The following is a 16,599-nucleotide window of genomic DNA, read 5'->3' as shown; positions in this document are numbered from 1 at the left end:
CATGGCTCAGGCGTCGTCTCGTTCGGTGTTCAGGGCCATCTCGATCAGCGCGTCGGCGTCCAGATCGTCCAGATCATCAAGGTCGTCCAGGTCGTCCAGGTCGTCCGGCACGTCCGGACCGTCCGGCTGGTCCGGGCCGTCGGGCCGGTCGGGTGTGCCGGGTGTGCCCGACGGCGCCGGGTCCGCCAGGCTCAGCAGGGTGTCCATCAGTCCGGCCTCCCGCAGCCGCTCGATCGGGATGGCCGCCAGCGCCGCGCGGACCGCCGCCTCGTCCGGCCCGGCGGGCCGCTCCTCGACCAGGACGCCCAGCTCCTCACCGAGGAAGGCGGCCACCCGCTGGGGGGTGCGGTGGTTGAACACCAGGCTCGGCGGCAGGCGCAGGCCGGTCACCCGGCTCAGCCGGTCGCGCAGCTCGACCGCGGTCAAGGAGTCGAAGCCGAGGTCCTTGAACGCCTGGCCGGCCGCGACGGTACGGCCGTCCTGGTAGCGCAGCACGGTGGCCGCCTCGGCCCGCACCACGTCGACCAGGATCTGCGGGCGCCGGCGCGGCGGCGCCGACGCCAGCCGGGCGGCGAGGGCGGACGCCTCGTCGGCGTCTCCCGTCGCGGCCGGCTCCGCGCCCGCGGCCGCCGTCGGCTCGTCCAGCAGCTCGTGCAGCAACGGGCTGGGCCGGGCGGAGGTGAACGCCGCACCGAAGACCGCCCAGTCCACGTCGGCCACGGTCAGACCGCTCTCCGCCCGGTCGACGGCCTGGGCGAGGGCCTGAACGCCGAGTTCGGGATCCATCGGGGTGACGCCGCGGCGCAGCAGGCCGCCGGTGTCCCCGCTGACGGCCAGTCCGGCGCCCGCCCACGCTCCCCAGGCCACCGAGGTGCCGGCCAGGCCGCGGGCCCGGCGGTGCTCCACCAGGGCGTCCAGGAAGGCGTTGCCCGCCGCGTACGCGCCCTGTCCGCCGCCGCCCCAGACCGCGGCGATCGAGGAGAAGACGACGAACTGCTCCAGGTCGAGACCGGCGGTCAGCTCGTGCAGGTGCACCGCTCCCCCGAGCTTCGCGGCCAGCACCGCGTCGAGCCGGTCGGTGTCGGCCTCGTCCAGCCGGCCCAGGCCGTCGACCCCGGCGGCGTGCAGCACGGCGGTCAGCGGCAGGTCCTGCGGCACGGCGGCCAGCACGCGGGCCAGGGCGTCGCGGTCGGCCACGTCGCACGCGGCGAGGGTGACCCGGCTGCCGTACCCGGCCAGTTCGGCCGCGAGCTCCCGCGCACCGGGGGTGTCCGCCCCGCGCCGGCCGAGCAGCACCAGGTGCGCGGCGCCGCGCCGGGCCAGCCATCGGGCGGAGTCGGCGCCGAGCGCGCCCAGCCCGCCGGTCACCAGGACCGTTCCGGTGGGCCGCCAGCCCTCGGGCGCCGGAACGGCGGTGTCCAGCGGGGCGCGCACCAGTCGGCGGGCCAGCAGGCCCGTCCCGCGGATCGCGACCTGGTCCTCGCCGGGGTCCTCGCCGAGCAGGACGGTCAGCAGGTCGGCGGCACGGGCGTCCACGGTGACCGGCAGGTCGACCAGGCCGCCCCAGCGCTCCGGGTTCTCCAGCGCGGCCACCCGGCCCAGGCCCCAGACCGACGCCTGGGCCGGGCTGTCCAGCGGATCGTCCCCGCCGGTGCGGACGGCGCCCCGGGTGGCCACCCAGAGCGGCGCCTCGATCCCCGCGCCGCCGAGCGCCTGGAGCAGGGCCACGGTGGCGGCGGTGCCCTCGGGCAGCGCCGATCCGGGCAGCGCGGAGCCGACCGCGGCGGTCAGCGACAGGACGCCGGACACCTCACCAGCCGCTCCGGACGCCTCGGCGAGCCGGGCGGCCAGCGCGTCCCGGCCGGTGCCCGGGTCGACCACGACGGTGACCTCGGCCCCGGCGGACCGGAGCGCGTCGGTGGCCCACTCGGTCAGCTCGGAGTCCTGCGGCGCGACGACCAGCCAGCCGCCGTCCAGCAGCCCCGTGGCGGGCAGGCCGGTCAGCGGCGTCCAGTCGACGCGGTAGCGCCAGCCGTCGATCGTCGCGTCCCGGCGGCGCCGGGTCCGCCACGCGGCGAGCGCGGGCACGACCGGGTCCAGCGCCTGCGGGCCGAGGTCCAGCGTGTCGGCCAGCTCCGCGAGGTCGCCGCGTTCCACGGCGGCCCAGAACCCTGCCTCCGCCGGGTCCGCCGGGTCGGCGTCCTGCGGCTTGCCGGCCGGGGCCTGGGCCGGGTCCGGCCAGTAGCGGTCCCGTTGGAAGGCGTAGGTCGGCAGCGGAAGGTGACGGGCCGTGGGCAGCAGCGCGGACCAGTCGATCGTGGCGCCCGCCGTCCAGAGCGCGGCCAGCGCGGTCAGGACGGTCTCGCGGCCGTCCCGGTCCTTGCGCAGCAGCGGCACGCCGACCGCGTCGGGCGCGCTCTGCGCGGCGAGCGCGGTCAGCACACCGTCCGGGCCCAGCTCGACGTAGCGGGTGACGCCCTCGCGGTGCAGGGTCTCGACGCCGTCGGCGAAGCGGACGGCCTCGCGGACCTGTCGCACCCAGTAGTCGGGGGTGGCGAGGAGGCCGGGTTCGGCGATCCCGCCGGTCAGGTTGGAGACGACCGGGATGCGCGGCTCGGCGAAGGTCAACCCGCCGAGCACGGCGGCGAATTCTTCGAGCATCGGCTCCATCAGCGCCGAGTGGAAGGCGTGCGAGACGGTGAGCCGGCTGGTCTTGCGGCCCTCGGCCTTCCAGCGGGCCGCGAACTCCTCGACCACCTCGGTCGGGCCCGAAACCACCAGCGAGGTCGGGCCGTTGACGGCCGCGACGTCCAGCCGGTCGCCGATCGCGTCGCGGACCTCGGCCTCGGTGGCCTGCACGGCGAGCATCGCTCCGCCCTCGGGCAGCGCCTGCATCAGCCGGCCGCGCGCCGCCACCAGCGCACAGGCGTCGGCCAGCGAGAACACGCCCGCCGCATGGGCGGCGGCGATCTCACCGATCGAGTGCCCGAGCAGGAAGTCGGCCGTCACGCCCCAGGATTCGAGCAGCCGGAACGACGCCACCTCGACCGCGAACAGCCCGGCCTGCGCCCACACCGTACGGTCCAGATCCTCGGCGCCCTCGAACACCACGCCCCCGACCGGCCGGTCCAGCAGCAGGTCGAACTCCGCGCAGACCGCGTCGAAGGCCGCCGCGAAGGCGGGGAACGCCTCGTACAGGTCCCGGCCCATGCCGACCCGCTGCGCGCCCTGCCCCGTGAACAGGAACGCCGTCCGGCCCTCCGTCGCGATCCCGGAGACGACCCCGCTCGAGGAGCGCCCGTCCGCCAGCGCGGCCAGACCGTCCCGCAGCGCCGCCCGGCCGTCGCCGAACACCACCGCGCGGTGCTCCAGCGCGGCTCGGGAGAGCAGCGTCGACGCCACCTCCACCGGCGCGAACTCCGGCTCTCCGCCAAGGAATTCGGCCAGCCGCCCGGCCTGCGCCGCCAGCGCGCCGGCCGAGCGTCCCGACACGAGCCACGGCAGCACGCCCTCTACTGCCTCCGTCTCCTCGACCGCCACCGTCGGAGCGGCCTCCAGGATCACGTGGGCGTTGGTGCCGCTGATCCCGAAGGAGGACACGCCCGCGCGACGCGGGCGACCGGCCTCCGGCCACGGGCGGGCCTCGGTCAGCAGCTCGACCGCGCCCGCCGACCAGTCCACCTCGGAGGTCTGCTGCTCGGCGTGCAACGTCGCCGGGAGCACGCCGTGCCGCAGCGCCTGCACCATCTTGATGACGCCCGCCACACCGGCCGCGGCCTGGGTGTGCCCGATGTTCGACTTGATCGAGCCCAGCCACAGCGGCTCGTCACCGCGGCCCTGGCCGTAGGTGGCCAGCAGCGCCTGCGCCTCGATCGGGTCGCCCAGGCTGGTGCCGGTGCCGTGCGCCTCCACCGCGTCCACCTCGGCGGCCGACAGCCCGGCACTCGCCAGCGCCTGCCGGATCACCCGCTGCTGAGCCGGACCGTTCGGAGCGGTCAGACCGTTGGACGCACCGTCCTGGTTGACCGCGCTGCCACGGACCACCGCCAGCACCTCGTGCCCGAGCCGCCGGGCGTCCGACAGCCGCTCGACCACCAGCACGCCGACGCCCTCGCCCCAGCCCGTACCGTCCGCGCCGGCCGCGAAGGGCTTGCAGCGGCCGTCCGCCGCCAGCCCGCCCTGCCGGGCGAACTCGGTGAACACCCCGGAGCCGGTCATCACCGTCACCCCGCTCGCGAGGGCCAGGTCGCACTCGCCGGAGCGCAGCGCCTGCGCCGCGAGGTGCAGCGCGACCAGCGAGGACGAGCAGGCCGTGTCCACGGTCATCGCCGGGCCCTCCAGCCCGAACGCGTACGCCACCCGGCCGGACAGGACGCTGGTCGCGCCACCGGTCAGCCGGTGCCCCTCGGTGTCCTGGGGCAGGTCCACGTCGACGCCGTAGTAGGAGGGCGCGGCGCCGGCGAAGACGCCGATCGGCTCGCCCTTGAGCGCCTTGGGATCGAGGCCGGCGGATTCGAAGGCCTCCCAGGACGCCTCCAGCAGCAGGCGCTGCTGCGGGTCCATCGCCAGCGCCTCGCGCGGCGAGATCCCGAACAGGCCGGCGTCGAAGTCCGCGACGCCGTCGACGAAGCCCCCGAGGGTGGCGTACGCGCCGGACTGCCCGGTGAGGTCCCAGCCGCGGTCGGCCGGGAACCCCACGATCCCGTCCCCGCCCGTGGAGACCAGTCGCCACAGGTCGGCCGGGGAGGCCACGTGGCCGGGGAAGCGGCAGGACATGCCGACGATGGCGATCGGCTCGCCGGGGTCGGCGACGGCAGCCGTCGCGCGGGGCCGGTCGGCCTCCTCGGCCGCGCCGAGCAGCAGGGTGGTAAGGAAGTCCGCGAGGGCCGCGGCCGTCGGGTAGTCGAACACCAGGGTGGCGGGCAGCCGCCGGCCGGTGGCGGTGTTCAGCCGGTTGCGCAGTTCCACCGCGGCCAGCGAGTCGACGCCGAGGTCCTTGAACGCCTGCTGCGGCCCGACGGCCTCGGCACCCGCGTGGCCGAGCACGGTGGCCGTGTTCGTCCGGACCAGGTCGAGCAGCAGTTGCCGCCGCTCGCCGTCCTCCAGGCCCCGGAGGCGGCGTTCCAGCGTGGCCTGCCCGCCCGTCACCGGGCCGTCGGCGGCCTGCCGCAGGGTGGGGCGGACCAGGCCGCGCAGCAGGGACGGCGGCTCGGCGCCCGAGGCGCGGGCGGCCGCGAGGTCGAGCGGGACCGGCAGCAGGTGCGCGGCGGGCAGGGCGGCCGCGCGATCGTGGAGGGCGAGTCCGAGCTCGGCGGTCAGCGTGCCGGAGAGCCGGTCGCCGCTGGTCACGGTGGAACCCTCGGCGAGGTGCCCGGTGAGGGCGCTGGCCTTCGCCCACAGGCCCCAGCCGAGCGACTGCGCGGGCAGGCCGTGCGCACGGCGGTGCGCGGCGAGGGCGTCCAGGAAGGCGTTCGCGGCCGCGTAGTTGGCCTGGCCGCCGGTGCCGAAGGTCCCCGCGGCGGAGGAGTAGAGCACGAACGCGGCCAGGTCGGCGTCGGCGGTGAGCTCGTGCAGGTTGACGGCCGCGTCCACCTTGGGGCGCAGCACCGCGTCGAGCCGGGCCGGGGTGAGCGCGCCGAACACGCCGTCGTCCAGGACGCCCGCGGTGTGCACGACGCCGGTGAGCGGGTGCTCGGCGGGGATCGCGGCGAGGACCGCGGACAGCGCCTCGCGGTCGGCGGCGTCGCAGGCCGCGACGGTCGCCTCGGCGCCCAGTTCCCGCAGTTCGGCGACCAGCTCCGCGGCGCCGGCGGCGGCCGGGCCCTGACGGCTCAGCAGGAGCAGGTGCCGCACGCCGTGCCCGGCCGCCAGGTGGCGGGCCAGCAGCCCGCCCAGGGTGCCGGTGCCGCCGGTGATCAGGACGGTGCCCTCGGGGTCGAGCGGCGCCGGGACGGTGAGGACGTTCTTGCCGATGTGCCGGGCCTGGCCGATGTGCCGGAAGGCCTCGACGGCGTTGCGCACGTCCCAGGCCGTGGTCGGCAGGTCGTGCAGCGCGCCGGCGTCGAACAGGGCGATGACCTCGGCGAGGATCTCGCCCATCCGCACCGGTCCGGCCTCGCCGAGGTCGAAGGCGCGGTAGCGGACGTCCTCGCGCGGGAGGTCGGTGCGGACGTCGGCCTTGCCCATCTCCAGGAAGCGGCCGCCGGGCGCGAGCAGGCGCAGCGAGGCGTCGACGAACTCGCCGGCCAGCGCGTTGAGCACGACGTCCACGCCGCGTCCGCCGGTGGCGGCCCGGAAGGACTCCTCGAAGTCCAGGTCGCGGGAGGAGGCGATGCGGGTGTCGTCGAGGCCCTGGGCGCGCAGTACGTCCCACTTGCCGACGCTGGCCGTGCCGTAGACGTCGAGGCCCAGGTGCCGGCCGAGCTGGACGGCGGCCATGCCGACGCCCCCGGCCGCGGCGTGCACCAGCACGGACTCGCCGGGCCGGACGTCGGCCAGGTCGCGCAGCCCGTAGTAGGCCGTCGCGAACACCAGCGGGACGGCGGCGGCCCGGCCGAAGGTCCAGCCGTCGGGGATGCGGGCCAGCAGGTCGCGGGCCGTGACCGCGGTGGCGGCGATGCCGCCGGAGAAGAAGCCGAACACCCGGTCGCCGGGGGCGAGGTCGGTGACGCCGGGGCCGGTCCCGACCACCACGCCGGACGCCTCGGCGCCCATCGGCGCGCGCTCCGGGTACATGCCGAGCGCGAGCAGCACGTCGCGGAAGTTCACGCCGGCGGCGCGGACGGCGACCCGCACCTCGCCGGGGCCGAGCGGCCGGTCGGCGTCCGGCGCGGGGACCAGGGCGAGGTTCTCCAGCGTCCCCGGGCCGAGGGTGTCCAGGCGCCAGGCCTCCCGGCCGGACGGCACGGCGAGCGTGTCCGAGGGCCGGGCCAGCCGGGCGGCGAGGACGGCGCCGTCGCGGACGGCCAGCACCGGCTCGTCGCCGTGGGCGGCGACCGGGCACCAGTCGTCGGCCGGGGCCTCGCCGTCCAGGTCGACCAGCACGATCCGGCCGGGGTTCTCGGTCTGCGCGGAGCGGACCAGGCCCCGGACCGCGGCGGCGACCAGGTCGACGGGCTCCTGGCCGACGGCGACGGCGCCGCGGGTCACGACCACCAGCCGGGTGTCCGCCAGCCGCTCCTCGGCCAGCCAGGCCTGGAGGTCCGTCAGGAGGCGGCCGGCCGTCTCCCGCACCCGGGCCGGCAGGTCGACGGCCTCGGCGGCGGTCGTGGGGACGGGCAGCACCACGGCCTGCGGCGCCGGGCGTCCGTCGTCGAGCGCGGCGACCAGCTCGGCGAGCCCGGCGTACCGGGGCGCGTCGAGCCGCGGGACGGCGGGCGCGGGGGTGTCCGCGCCGCCCGGGGCGGGCGCACCGAGCACGGCCCAGGTCGCGGGCCCGGCACCGGCGGCGCCCGCCGACGTGACCGGGGTCCAGTCCAGCGCGAACAGCGCCTCGGCGACGGCCGGGCCGACGGCGGGGCGCAGCTGCTCGGCCTCGACCTCCCGCAGCACCAGGGACTCGATGGTCATGACGGGTGCCCCGGTGCCGTCGGCGACGCTCAGCGCCACGCCGTCGGCGGTCACGGTCAGGGTGACCCGCAGCACGGCGGCACCGGCCGCGTGCAGCCGGACGCCGGTCCAGGCGAACGGCATCCGGGCGGCCCGGTGGGCGTCCACGGCGGCGGAGAAGCCGACCGCGTGCAGCGCGGCGTCCAGCAGCGCGGGATGCAGTCCGTACGCCTGCGCCTGACCGGCGGCGGCCTCGGGGAGCAGCACCTCGGCGTGGACGCTGTCGCCGTCGCTCCAGGCCGCGTGCAGGCCCTGGAACACCGGTCCGTAGCCGTAGCCGACGGCCGTCAGGCGGTCGTAGAAGCCGTCGAGGTCGACGGGCTCGGCCCCCACGGGCGGCCAGGTCCCGGCAACGGCGGAGCCGTCGGCGGCCGGGGTGGCGGAGCCGTCGGCGGCCGGGGCGGCGGCGCCCGCCGGGGAGAGCACCCCGGTCGCGTGGCACACCCACGCGGAGTCCTCCGCCTCGGAGCGCGACAGGACCTGCACGGTGCGGTCCCCGGCCTCGTCGGCCTCGGAGACGCTCACCTGGACGGCGACGCCGCCCTGCTGCGGCAGCACCAGCGGCGACTGGATCACCAGCTCGCGCAGCACCTCGCAGCCGGCCTCGCGGCCCGCCCTCAGCGCCATCTCCACCAGGGCGGTGCCGGGGACGAGCACGGTCTCCAGGACGGCGTGGTCGGCGAGCCAGGGGTGCACGGCCAGGCTCAGCCGCCCGGTCAGCACCAGTCCCCCGCCGTGCAGGGCGACGACCGCGCCCAGCAGCGGGTGCCGGGCCCCGGTCTGGCCGAGGGCCTTCACGTCGCCCGCCCCGGCGGTCGGCTTCGGCCAGTACCGTTGCCGCTGGAAGGCGTAGGTCGGCAGGTCGAGGCGGCGTCCACCGGTGACGACCAGGGACCAGTCGAGTTCGGTGCCGCTCGTCCACAGGGTGGCGAGCGCGGTCAGCGCGGTCTCGGACTCCGCGCGGTCACGGCGCATCAGCGGGGCGACCACGCCCTCGGCGAGCTGCTGCCCGACCAGACCCGACAGCACGGTGTCCGGGCCCAGCTCGACGTAGCGGGTGACGCCCAGGCCGTGCAGCGCTTCGACGCCGTCGGCGAAGCGGACGGCCTCGCGGACCTGACGGACCCAGTAGTCGGGGGTGGTGAGCAGCCCCGGCTCGGCGATCCCGCCGGTCAGGTTCGACACGATCGGGACCTGCGGCTCGGCGAAGGTCAACTTCGCGATGACGGCGGCGAATTCGGCGAGCATCGGCTCCATCAGGGCCGAGTGGAAGGCGTGCGAGACGGTCAGTCGACGGGCCTTGCGGCCGTCGGCCTTCCAGCGGGCCGCGAACTCCTCCACCACCTCGGTCGGACCGGAAACCACCACCGAGGTCGGGCCGTTGACGGCCGCGACGTCCAGGCGGTCGCCGATCTCCGAACGCACCTCCGCCTCGGCGGCCTGCACCGCCAGCATCGCCCCGCCGCTCGGCAGCGCGTCCATCAGCCGACCGCGCGCCGCCACCAGGGCGCACGCGTCGGCGAGCGAGAAAACGCCCGCCACATGGGCGGCCGCCACCTCGCCGATCGAGTGCCCGAGCAGCACGTCCGGGACCACGCCCCAGGATTCCAGCAGCCGGAAGGACGCCACCTCGACCGCGAACAGCCCGGCCTGCGCCCACACCGTCCGGTCCAGATCCTCGACGCCGTCGAAAACGACCTCCCGCACCGACCGCCCGAGCCTCCCGTCCAACTCCGCGCAGACCGCGTCGAACGCCGACGCGAACACCGGGAACGCCTCGTACAACTCCCGCCCCATGCCGACCCGCTGCGCACCCTGACCGGTGAACAGGAACGCCGTCCGCCCCTCCGTCGCGACACCGGTCACGACCCCGCCGGAGGGGCGGCCGTCCGCCAGCGCGACCAGGCCGTCCAGCAGCGCCGCCCGGTCGTCGCCGAGCACCACCGCACGGTGGGCCAGCGCGGCCCGGGAGAGCAGCGTCCCCGCCACCTCCACCGGTGCGAACTCCGGCTCCCCGCCGAGGAATTCGGCCAGCCGCCCGGCCTGCGCCGCCAGCGCCTCGGACGATCCGCCCGACACCGGCCACGGCGCCACGCCGTTCAGCGCCGGAGGCTCCTCCACCGGGGGCTCCTCCACCGGGGGCTCCTCCACCGGAGCCACCGGCGCCGACTCCAGGATGACGTGGGCGTTGGTACCGCTGATCCCGAAAGAGGACACACCCGCGCGACGCGGACGGTCCGCCTCCGGCCACGGCCGGGCCTCGGTCAGCAGCTCGACCGCGCCGGTCGTCCAGTCGACGTGCGGGGACGGCGCGTCCGCGTGCAGAGTGGCCGGCAGGACGCCCTGCCGCATCGCCTGCACCATCTTGATGACGCCCGCCACACCGGCCGCCGCCTGGGTGTGCCCGATGTTCGACTTGATCGAGCCCAGCCACAGCGGCCGCCCCTCGGGGCGCTCCTGCCCGTAGGTGGCCAGCAGCGCCTGCGCCTCGATCGGGTCGCCCAGGCTGGTTCCGGTGCCGTGCGCCTCGACGGCGTCCACCTCGGTCGCCTCCAGGCGGGCGTTGGCCAGCGCCTGCCGGATCACCCGCTCCTGCGACGGGCCGTTCGGCGCCGTCAGACCGTTCGACGCACCGTCCTGGTTGACCGCGCTCCCCCGGACCACCGCCAGCACCTCGTGCCCGAGCCGCTGCGCGTCCGACAGCCGCTCCAGCACCAGCACGCCGACGCCCTCGCCCCAGCCCGTGCCGTCCGCGTCCGCCGCGAAGGCCTTGCAGCGGCCGTCCGCCGCCAGCCCGCCCTGCCGGTTGAAGCTGGCATACCCGCCGGGGGTGGACATCACGGTGGCGCCGCCCGCGAGGGCCAGGTCGCACTCGCCGGAGCGCAGCGCGTGCGCCGCGAGGTGCATGGCCACCAGCGAGGACGAGCAGGCCGTGTCCACGGTGACCGCCGGGCCCTCCAGCCCGAACACGTACGAGAGCCGGCCGGACATCACGCTGGCGGTGGTGCCGGTGGCGATGTGCCCCTCCAGGCCCTCCGGGGAGGCGAGCGCGACCAGGCCGTAGTCCTGGCCGTTGGTGCCCGCGAACACGCCGGTACGGCTGCCGCGCAGCGCGCGCGGGTTCAGGCCGGCGGCCTCGAAGGCCTCCCAGGAGGCCTCCAGCAGCAGGCGCTGCTGCGGGTCCATGGCGGTGGCCTCGCGCGGGCTGATGCCGAAGAACGCCGCGTCGAACTCGTCGGCGTCGTGGAGGAAGCCGCCCTGCCGGGCGTAGTCGTCGTCCTCGTCCTCGGCCCAGCCCCGGTTGGTCGGGAAGTCGCCGACCGCGTCGGTGCGTTCGGCCACCAGCCGCCACAGCTCGGCGGGCGTCCGCACCCCGCCGGGGAAGCGGCAGCCCATGCCGACGATGGCGATCGGCTCCTGCGCGCGGTCCTCGATGGTGCGGATCCGGCGGTGCGCCTGGCGGAGCTCGCCCGTCACCCACTTCAGATGGTCGAGCAGCTTCTGGTCATCCGCCATGGATCTTCCCCTTCACGAACGGTGCCTCGACGACGATCAAGCCGGGCCCCCGAATTCCTTCCGGATGAGGTCGAGGACCTCATCGGCGCTGGCGTCGTCCAGCGCGTCGTCCGATTGCGTCTCGCCCGTGCCCGCCAGGCGGGCCAGCAGGCCCTGGAGCCGGGCGGCGACGTCCGCCCGTTCCCGCTCGTCGGCGTCGAGCCGCAGCAGCCTGGCCTCCAGCCGGTCCAGGTCCGCCACCAGGTCGACCGTCCGGTCGGCCTCCTCGGGCAGCAGCAGGCTGCCGAGGTGGGCACCGAGCGCGGTGGGCGTCGGGTGGTCGAACACCAGCGTGGCCGGCAGGTTGAGACCGGTCTCGTGGTGCAGCAGGTTGCGGAACTCCACCGCGATCAGCGAGTCGAACCCGATCGAGCGGAACGCCTGGTCCGGTGCGACGGCCTCGGCGCTGTCGCGGCCGAGGACCGCGGCGGCGCGGGCGCGGACCAGGTCGAGCAGCATCCGCTGCCGCTGCGGGGCGGGCAGCGCCGCCAGTTCCCGGCGCAGCCCGGCGGAGCCGTCGAGCACGACCGTCTCGGCCACCGACGGGACCAGCGCCGCGAACTCCGCCAGGTCGCGCATCAGCGGGTTCGGCCGCGTCCCGGCGAACCGGGGCGCGAAGGTGGGCCAGTCGATGTCCGCGACCACCAGGTTCGGCCGGTCCCCGCCGATCGCCCGGGCCAGGGCCCGGACCGCCGAACGCGGGTCCATCGCCGGGACCCCGCTGCGGCGCAGCCGGTCCGTCACCACCTGACCGGTGGCCATGCCGTCCTGCGCCCACGGGCCCCAGGCCACCGACACGCCGGGCAGGCCCCGGTCGTGCCGGTGCTCCATCCAGGCGTCCAGGAAGGCGTTCGCCGCGGCGTAGTTGCCCTGTCCGGCGCTGCCGACGGTGCCGGCCAGCGAGGAGAACGCCACGAAGAAGTCCAGGTCACCGGTGAGTTCGTCCAGGTGCACCAGGCCGGACGCCTTCGCCGCCAGGACGGTGGCGAACCGCTCCGGGGTGAGGGCGTCGAGCGTGCCGTCGTCCAGGACCCCGGCCGCGTGCACCACGCCGATCAGCGGGGCGTCGGACGGGACCTGCGCCAACACCGCCGCCAGCGCCTCGCGGTCGGCGGCGTCGCAGGCCGCGACGGTCGCCTCGGCGCCCAGTTCGGCGAGTTCGGCGACGAGTTCGGCGACGCCGGGCGCCTCCGGGCCGCGGCGGCCGGTCAGCAGCAGCCGGGTGACGCCGGACTCGGCGAGCCAGCGGGCGACCACCGCGCCCAGCGCGCCGGTTCCGCCGGTGACCAGCACCGTGCCGGGGCCGGACGGCGCCCACGAGGGCTCCGCCGTACCGTCGGTGGCGTCGACCCGGACGAGGCGCCGGACGAGGGCCTCGCCCGCGCCGCGCACCGCGACCTGGTCCTCGCCCGGTGTGCCGCCCAGCACGCCGGCCAGGGTCCGGCCGGCCGCCGCGTCCACGGTCTCCGGCAGGTCGACCAGACCGCCCCAGCGCTGCGGGTGCTCCAGCGCGGCGACCCGGCCGAGGCCCCACACCTGCGCCTGCGCCGGGTCGGCGAGCAGGTCGCCGGAGCCGGTCCGGACGGCGCCGCGGGTGAGCGCCCACAGCGGCGTCTTCAGGTTGGCGTCGCCGAGCGCCTGCACCGTCACCAGGGTGGCGGCCACGGCCGGCGACACGGCGCGGTCGGCGTCCGGACCGTCGTGGGCGGCGGCCAGCAGCACCGCGCCGGCCACGTCGGGCACGCCCTCGACCGCGGCCAGGAGGCGGGCCGCCAGAGCGGCCCGGTCGAGGTCCGCCGGGTCCAGCACGAGGTCGACGGTGCGCGCCCCGGCGGAGCGGATCGCCGTGCGCACGCCCTCGGCCAGGTCCCGGTCGGTCCCGTCGAGGACCAGCACCAGCCAGCTCCCGTCCAGTTCGGGCTCGGCGACCGGGGCCGGGACCGGCTTCCAGGTGACCTCGTAGCGCCAGCTGTCGAGCACCGAGTCCCGGCGGCGCAGTCGGCGCCAGGAGGAGAGCGCGGGCAGGATCTCGCCGAGCACCTCGGACCGCTCGCCGAGGCGCAGCGTGCCCGCCAGTTCGGCCAGGTCCTCGCGCTCGACGGCCTCCCAGAACCGGGACTCCACGGCGTCCCCGGACGGCAGCGGCGCGGGCGCCGGGGTCGGCCAGAACCGCTCGTGGTGGAAGGCGTACGTCGGCAGGTCGACCCGCCGGCCGCGCGGCAGGACCGCCGGCCAGTCCACCTCGGCGCCGGCCGTCCAGAGCCGGGCCAGCGCGTGCAGCGCCGTCCCGGCCTCGTCCCGGTCGCGCCGCATCACGGGGGCGAACACGGCCTTGGCGACGGACTGCTGGGCCAGCGCGCAGAGCACGCCGTCGGGGCCGAGCTCCACGAAGCGGGTCACGCCCTCGCGGTGCAGGGCCTCGACGCCGTCGGCGAAGCGGACGGCCTCACGGACCTGGCGCAGCCAGTAGTCCGGCGTGGACAGCAGGCCGGGCTCGGCGAGTTCGCCGGTCAGGTCGGAGACGACCGGGATGCGCGGTTCGGCGAAGGTCAACTCCGCCAGCACGGCGGCGAATTCGGCGAGCATCGGCTCCATCAGGGCCGAGTGGAAGGCGTGCGAGACGGTGAGCCGGCTGGTCTTGCGGCCGTCGGCCTTCCAGCGGGCCGCGAACTCCTCCACCACCTCGGTCGGGCCCGAAACCACCACGGAGGTCGGGCCGTTGACGGCCGCCACGTCCAGGCGGTCACCGATCTCCGAGCGCACCTCGGCCTCGGCGGCCTGCACCGCCAGCATCGCCCCGCCGCTCGGCAGCGCCTGCATCAGCCGCCCGCGCGCCGCCACCAGGGCGCACGCGTCCGCCAGCGAGAACACGCCCGCCGCATGGGCGGCCGCGATCTCACCGATCGAGTGCCCGAGCAGGAAGTCGGCCGTCACGCCCCAGGATTCGAGCAGCCGGAACGAGGCGACCTCGACCGCGAACAGCCCGGCCTGCGCCCACACCGTCCGGTCCAGATCCTCGACGCCGTCGAACACCACGTCCCCGACCGGCCGGTCCAGCAGCAGGTCGAACTCCGCGCAGACCGCGTCGAAGGCCGCCGCGAACACCGGCTGCGCGTCGTACAACTCCCGTCCCATGCCTGCGCGCTGGGCGCCCTGGCCGGTGAACAGGAAGGCCAGGCGGCCCTCCCGCACGGTGCCGGTGACCACGTCCGCCGAGAAGGCCGCCGAGGCGAGCGCCCCGGCGCCGGAGCGCAGCGCGTCCCGGTCTGCGCCGAGCACGACGGCGCGGTGCGCCAGCCCGGCCCGTCCGGTCGCCAGCGACCAGGCCGCGTCCACCGGGTCGTGGCCGGGTTCGGCGTCCAGGTGCGCGGCGAGCCGTTGCGCCTGGGCCCGCAGCGATTCGGCGCTCTGCCCGGAGAGCAGCCACGGCAGACCGCCCGCCGGCACGGCGGCCGGGGGCTCCACCGCTTCCGCCGACTCCACCGGGTCCGCCGGGGCGGACTCCAGGATGATGTGGGCGTTGGTGCCGCTGATGCCGAAGGAGGAGACACCGGCCCGGCGCGGCCGGTCCAGCTCGGGCCACGGGCGGGACTCGGTGAGCAGTTCCACCGCGCCCGCCGACCAGTCGACCTGGGGCGACGGCTCACCGACGTGCAGGGTGGCCGGCAGCACGCCGTGCCGCAGCGCCTGCACCATCTTGATCACACCCGCCACACCGGCTGCCGCCTGGGTGTGGCCGATGTTGGACTTGATCGAGCCGAGCCAGAGCGGTTCGCCCGCCCGCTCCCGGCCGTAGGTGGCCAGCAGCGCCTGGGCCTCGATCGGGTCGCCGAGCCTGGTGCCGGTGCCGTGCGCCTCGACGGCGTCCACGTCCGCGGCCGTCAGTCCGGCGTTGGCGAGGGCCTGGCGGATCACCCGCTGCTGGGCGGGGCCGTTCGGGGCGGTGAGGCCGTTGGAGGCGCCGTCCTGGTTGACCGCACTGCCGCGCACCACCGCCAGCACCCGGTGTCCGTTGCGGCGCGCGTCCGAGAGCCGCTCGACCAGCAGGACGCCGACGCCCTCGCCCCAGCCCGTACCGTCCGCGTCCGCCGCGAAGGCCTTGCAGCGGCCGTCGGCGGCCAGCCCGCCCTGGCGGTCGAACTCGCTGAACACGCCCGGCGTGGACATCACGGTGACACCGCCGGCCAGCGCCAGTTCGCACTCGCCCCGGCGCAGCGCCTGCGCCGCGAGGTGCAGGGCCACCAGCGAGGCGGAGCAGGCCGTGTCCACGGTCAGCGCCGGTCCTTCGAGGCCGAAGGCGTACGCCACCCGGCCGGAGAGCACCGCCGCCGCGTTGCCGGTGGCGACGTGCCCCTCGACCTTGTCCTCGGCGGCGGCGAGCAGCGTCGGGTAGTCCTGGCCGTTGGTGCCCGCGAAGACACCGACGGACCGGCCCCGCGCGGACCGCGGGTCCATTCCGGCGGACTCGAAGGTCTCCCAGACCGTCTCCAGCAGCAGGCGCTGCTGGGGGTCCATCGCCAGCGCCTCGCGCGGCGAGATGCCGAACAGCGTGGCGTCGAACTCCGCGACGCCGTCGAGGAAGCCGCCGACGGCCGCGTACGAGCCCGACCGGTCGGCGAGGTCCCACCCGCGGTCGGCGGGGAAGCCGGTCATCGCGTCCCCGTTGCCGGAGAGCAGCGCCCACAGGGCCTCCGGCGTTCGGGCGCCGCCCGGGAACCGGCAGGCCATACCGACGATCGCGATCGGCTCGTCCTCGGCGGCGACGGACGCGGTGTCCGGCGCCGGCACCGGGTCGGCCGCACCGTACAGCTCCGCGAACAGGAACTCGCCCAGGGCGATCGGCGTCGGGTGGTCGAAGACCAGGGTGGCCGGCAGCCGGAGGCCGGTGCGGGCACCGATCAGGTTGCGGAACGCCACCGCGGTCAGCGAGTCGAAGCCGATGTCGCGGAAGGCCCGGCCCGGTTCGACGCTCGCGCTCGACGCGTGCCCCAGCACCGCGGCCGCGCAGCTGCGGATCAGGTCCAGCAGCGCCCGGTCGCGCTGGGCGGGGGGCAGCTCCGCGAGCCCCTGCGCCCCGGTCGCTTCCGCCCCGGCGTCGCCGGCCCGGCCGGCCCGGTCGGGCCGGCCCGCTTCGGGCAGCTCGGCCAGCAGCGGGCTGGTCCTGGCCCCGGTGAAGGCGGGCAGCATCCGCGCCCAGTCGACGTCCGCGATCGCCACGAGGTCCTCGCCGTGGTCGACGGCCCTGGCCATCGCCTCCATCGCCAGTCGTGCGTCCATCGGCGTCAGTCCGGCGCGCCGGACCCGGTCGGCCACCACGTCCTCGGTGGCCATGCCCTGCTCCGCCCAGGCGCCCCAGGCGATCGAGAGTCCGGCGAGACCGCGGTCGCGGCGCCGCTGGATCCAGGCGTCCAGGAAGGCGTTCGCCGCCGCGTAGTT

At 76.5% G+C, this 16,599-nt stretch carries 2 protein-coding genes; both read right to left on the bottom strand.

The window, feature by feature from the left end; genetic code table 11:
* Positions 1-6 precede the first annotated feature (6 nt).
* Positions 7-11,124: a type I polyketide synthase gene (locus ACWGKU_RS28700; RefSeq protein ID WP_452180161.1), complete on the bottom strand. Its 11,118-nt coding sequence runs from the start codon at positions 11,122-11,124 to the stop codon at positions 7-9.
* Between the two features lie 36 nt (positions 11,125-11,160).
* Positions 11,161-16,599 (bottom strand): type I polyketide synthase (locus ACWGKU_RS28695; RefSeq protein ID WP_452180162.1); only part of this gene is annotated, 5,439 nt, incomplete at its 5' end.

The sequence above is a fragment of the Kitasatospora sp. NPDC054768 genome, from assembly GCF_053612025.1.
The sequence above is the reverse complement of the archived record's forward strand: the minus strand, read 5'-3'. Positions and strand labels throughout refer to the sequence as shown.